The organism is Hydrogenophaga sp. (assembly GCF_031426985.1).
Taxonomy (GTDB): domain Bacteria; phylum Pseudomonadota; class Gammaproteobacteria; order Burkholderiales; family Burkholderiaceae_C; genus Hydrogenophaga.
The window spans coordinates 1171-4774 of record NZ_JASJOY010000090.1; the positions used below are offsets into that span (position 1 = coordinate 1171).

2 protein-coding genes, 1 tRNA gene, 2 rRNA genes and 1 other RNA gene are annotated in these 3604 nt (G+C 51.4%); all 6 read right to left on the reverse strand.

From position 1 onward, the window contains the following. A partial coding sequence (gene dnaX / locus RMP09_RS11570; RefSeq protein ID WP_310566121.1) for a DNA polymerase III subunit gamma/tau occupies positions 1 to 1625 on the reverse strand: 1625 nt, incomplete at its 3' end. Positions 1626 to 1636: 11 nt separating this feature from the next. Next, positions 1637 to 2167 (reverse strand): acyloxyacyl hydrolase, encoded by a 531-nt coding sequence (locus RMP09_RS11575; RefSeq protein ID WP_310566122.1) that lies wholly within the window; start codon positions 2165 to 2167, stop codon positions 1637 to 1639. A 25-nt stretch (positions 2168 to 2192) separates the two neighbouring features. Next, positions 2193 to 2291, reverse strand: an RNA gene (ffs, locus tag RMP09_RS11580) — signal recognition particle sRNA small type. Between the two features lie 606 nt (positions 2292 to 2897). After that, positions 2898 to 2973: transfer RNA gene (locus tag RMP09_RS11585), tRNA-Lys, on the reverse strand. Between the two features lie 131 nt (positions 2974 to 3104). Next, positions 3105 to 3218: ribosomal RNA gene (gene rrf, locus RMP09_RS11590) — 5S ribosomal RNA — on the reverse strand. Between the two features lie 153 nt (positions 3219 to 3371). Beyond that, positions 3372 to 3604, reverse strand: a 23S ribosomal RNA gene (locus tag RMP09_RS11595); the annotation flags it as partial.

Genomic DNA, 3604 nt, shown 5'->3' on the forward strand with positions numbered 1-3604 from the left:
GTTATTAGACTGGCTTCCAACTCTGCTCGAGCCTCGCGCACAAAATCATCCTGTGCAATCGAGTCACTTGCCTGCTGCTGCTTAAGTTGCTTGCCCTGATGCTCTATCAGTGCAGGCGTTGCTGTTTCGGCTTTTCCCAACACGATATTTAACCTTATCGGCCTGGCAAAATAATCTGCCAATGCCGCTTGCAATTTCTCGGTTGCATTCTTGCTGGTTTGCAAATGCTTATGCTCTTGCGACAAGCGCAGCGTAATTTGCCCGTCTGAGAATTTTTCCAGCACGCAGTGTTTCGCCAACTGCTGCGCCATTCCTTGCACATTCAACTGCGTTAACAACACACCCCAGTCCGGCTGGTTATCTGATACAGCATCGCTGCCTTGAGCCCCGCTGCTTGAAACTCGGCCAGTTGAAACAGGTTCTTCAGAGATATTTGTCGACCTGCTGGTCAGCGCAGTTTTTGTGGGTGTCGCATCAGGTTTTGCATTAGTTTGCGCGGCAACAACAGGCGCAATCAACATCGGCTGTTGTATACCCTTAGCAGGTGCAAACGCCAACATTCGCAACAGCGTCATCGTAAAGCCAGCATACTCGTCTGGCGCCAAATCAATTTCATCGCGTCCATGTATGGCGATCTGATAGAACAATTGCACTTCTTCAGGCGTGAACGCTTGCGCCAATTCCAGCAAACGGACGCGTTCCGGCTCGTCGTCGGCAATCGCCTGCGGCACGGTCTGCGCCAGCGCAATGCGATGCAACAATGTCGCCAACTCCTGCAAAGCCGTATCAAATGCCACGCTGCGCGCGGCCATATTATCGGCAATTTCGACCAGCTTGACACCGTTCTGCTCACGCAATGCCACCAGCAATTCGAACAGATAACCCTGGTCTATCGCGCCCAGCATGGCGCGCACCACCGCTTCTTCAACCTTGCCGGCAGAGAAAGCAATCGCCTGATCCATCAGGCTCAACGCATCGCGCATACTGCCCTGCGCGGCTCGCGCAACCAGATTGATTGCCGCGGGTTCAAAGGAAAGCTGTTCTTGCTCCAGCACATACTGCAAACGAGCCGTAATCAAGGCCGGCGGCAATTGCTTCAGATTGAATTGCAGGCAACGCGACAATACCGTGACCGGAATTTTTTGCGGATCAGTTGTAGCGAGAATGAATTTCACATGGCCAGGCGGCTCTTCCAGCGTCTTCAACATCGCATTGAAGGCCGACTTGGACAGCATATGCACCTCGTCGATGATATACACCTTGAAGCGTCCGCTGGTCGGCGCGTACAACGCGCTTTCAAGCAATTCGCGCATGTTGTCGACCTGAGTGTTGGACGCGGCATCCAGCTCGATCAGATCGACAAAGCGGCCATTGTCGATTTCCCTGCAGGCGCTGCATTCCCCGCACGGCGTGTCGGTAATACCTGTCGCACAATTCAGCGACTTGGCAAAAATACGCGCGATAGTCGTCTTGCCGACCCCGCGCGTGCCGGTAAGCAGGTAAGCATGATGCAGGCGATTTTGCGAGAGCGCGTTGCTTAATGCGCGAACGACATGCTCCTGCCCCGCCAGTTGCGCGAAGGTTCTAGGACGCCATTTGCGCGCAAGGACAGTTGTGGCTGACAAGTTACACCATGTCAGAAATGGTAAGCGAAACGGACTTCGCGGAAGTTGATGCCATGATTTGGCTTCTTGATGCCGCCATTAGAGATATGCTGAAAAGAATATCCCAAATCGAACTCATGGTGATCACCAAAACGCGCTCCGAAACCGATGTGCTCGCTGAACTGTAACGAGCTACCGAATTTGCGGTTCGCATTAATAAAAGTCGGGGAAATCAAGTAAAAGCTAAACGCCCCTTCCGCATAGGGCGCCAAGCCGCTTAAGTTCCTTTGTTGCAGGCGGAAGACCGGAGTTATACCCACTTCGCCAATAGTCTGGCTGTTGCCCGCCGCACTGTTCCCGCGCCAAGTTCCGAGGGAAACCTCCCAGAAACCAGTCACCAACCAGTCGCCTTCAGTAGACCACTGCTTGTTCCAATTCCAGAGGGCGCCGACACGCACCATATCCGCTAAATCCCCATTGCCATGTTCAACGGACACTCCATCCACAGCGGACACGCTACCGCTGAAGAGGAGCATGCAAATCAGCAAACCGATTTTTTTCATTACCCTCTCCAATGGCTCCACAATAGGAGGCGAGCCTTACCCCCGGCACTTGCAGTAACTAGTTGTGGCTGCTTCCTTCCGGACCTGACCAGGTTCACTATCCTGCAATGCGGGGAGGCCCGCCAATTCTTTAACGCAACTCGATGCCTACGGCGCACCATCGAGACCTCGTTGCTTAAAAACTCAAATCCTCATGCACTACACTACCTGTACATTCCGGTTCGTTGTTCTTTCGCGCTTCGACATGACGTTGTTCGCTACGTTTCTTGAGCCGCTGAAGCTTGTTGTTCTTACACTGGGCGTATCGGAATCATGCCAATGCGTTTGCGCCATTCTGCCGTTCCTATGTCATGCGCCGCAAGCCCCTTTGCTTTGACCGCAACGGTCACTAACCTATCTTCAACCTCAAATTCGTAAATTTCTTCATGGCAACCTTGCTGCGCTTGTACTTACCTTATATTTTTGTTTGACCAGCCGGCACCTGCATCGTTTCGGTGAATTTATCCGACGTAACGCGGTAGCCGGTTCCGCATGTCCTTTTACCTCGTTGCAACCGGATATACCAGCGCGACATAATAGATGAAGCTGTTAGTAAAATCCACGCCCGATGGCAATTTCTCACCTCGCGCCGGCACCAAGAAATATAACTAAGCAGTCCCATCGCCAGTTGACAGTTGGTTGACAGGGTAAAGTAAAAAGGAGCTGCATGTTATGCAACTCCTTGTTTTAGTGGTGGGCCGTGAAAGATTCGAACTTTCGACCAATGGATTAAGAGTCCACTGCTCTACCAACTGAGCTAACGACCCATTCTGATGCGAACATCAAAAATGGAGCACCTTGCCGGAATTGTTTGCAAGTTTGCCAAAGCAATTCGTTATTCAAAATGCGGTTGGAACAACAACGCCCTCATTGACGAGGGCGTTGTTGTTTGTAAGGAGTCTGACGATGACCTACTTTCACATGGGTAATCCACACTATCATCGGCGCGGAGTCGTTTCACTGTCCTGTTCGGGATGGGAAGGAGTGGGACCAACTCGCTATGGTCGTCAGACAAACTGTTCGGCTCGCAGCGATGTTTTGCTGTTTGCCCTGTTTGCTGTTCGTTGATGAAGGTTTAACGCTCGATCAACGAACTCTATCTGGAAGAAGTAAAGTTTTAGTATTTTGATTGCATTGCGTCACACTATAAACAACTTAATGTTATAGGATCAAGCCTCACGGGCAATTAGTACTGGTTAGCTTAACGCATTACTGCGCTTCCACACCCAGCCTATCAACGTCCTGGTCTCGAACGACCCTTTAGCAGGCTTGAAGCCTGAGGGAAATCTTATCTCAAGGCGAGTTTCCCGCTTAGATGCTTTCAGCGGTTATCTCTTCCAGATTTAGCTACCCGGCAATACCACTGGCGTGATAACCGGTACACCAGAGATCTGTCCA

Excerpts from the sequence above, each read along its gene's own strand:
- RMP09_RS11575 (WP_310566122.1), bottom strand. The coding sequence starts at position 2,167 with ATGAAAAAAATCGGTTTGCTGATTTGCATGCTCCTCTTCAGCGGTAGC.